The organism is Endozoicomonas sp. ONNA2, assembly GCF_024606365.1.
Taxonomy (GTDB): Bacteria; Pseudomonadota; Gammaproteobacteria; order Pseudomonadales; family Endozoicomonadaceae; genus Endozoicomonas.
The window spans coordinates 1-1064 of the sequence record NZ_JAHHPO010000393.1; the positions used below are offsets into that span (position 1 = coordinate 1).

Below are 1064 nucleotides of genomic sequence, written 5' to 3' on the forward strand. Positions count from 1 at the left end.
CAATGAAACCGATGAAGAAGGTCAAACGCCGTTGCATATCACTGCAGCCAACGGGCATGGCGGGTGCCTGGAAAGGATGCTTGAAATCAACACAGAGAAGGTCAATGCTCGCAACAATTGTGGCGAAACAGCCCTGCATCTGGTTGCTCGAAACGGCCATGCCGGCTGCCTGAGGCAGCTGATTGAAAATGGGGCAAATTTGCATGCCACCAATAACAATGGTGAAACGGCGCTTGACTTGGCTTGCCGCAAGGGCCACGAAGCGATCGCCGAGGTCTTGCGGGCAGCTGGCGGAATCAAGGCGGCGCTTGACCGCACAGACACTGTCACGGTCAAGGTATGGTCGGACAGTGAGCGATCTCGGCGCCTTCGGGATTTGCACGATGCTGCCCGTACTGGCAACACATGGTTGATCGGGTCATTGCCGGGCGTTGACCCCTCCCTGGCCAAAGAGAAGAATCGCTTTGGCTGGACGGCTCTCCACGTAGCTGCTTGTCACGGTCAAACAAAGGTCATCCAGACATTGCTGGCCAATGCCCTGGTCACGGAGAGAAATATGAATGGCAAAACGGCTCTCGACGTTGCTATCAGGTACGGCCACACAGAGTGCAAGGGACTTCTTGAACGTTATAGAGACGGCCTTCTACAGTGAGCAATAAAATTGCGCACAGAACCGTTCCCTGATTATTTCAAACCTCCACCTCATACTGCGCCAAACCCGGCGCAGCCCCCTTTGATCTCCCCATCCTGAATAAACGCCCTAAGGCCAACACCCACATGTCTTGTGCAAATTGGTTTCGTAGCGGGCTTTTGTCTCCTGAATTCAGGTCTTTTAAAAACAGTCGTCTTGTTTAAAATTCTGTTTGTTGTGGAACTTACTCTGCTGATTTTTGTCTTACCCACAGTTTTGAGTCAAATAGAAGGCTAAAATGGGACATCCCTGCGATTAGCTGCCGAATAATTATTCCTGAATCATGAAAAAGTCATGGATAAGCAGCTCAGTAACTATTACTTCGTTTTTTCCCACCTGCAAGCTTGCCATCCAGTCTATCCTGATACCTCAC

At 50.8% G+C, this 1064-nt stretch carries 1 protein-coding gene; it reads left to right on the forward strand.

Going from position 1 to position 1064, the window contains the following annotated elements:
• Positions 1 to 652: ankyrin repeat domain-containing protein (locus tag KDK14_RS07160; protein ID WP_257264364.1), on the forward strand; the 652-nt coding region annotated here is incomplete at its 5' end.
• Positions 653 to 1064 lie beyond the last annotated feature (412 nt).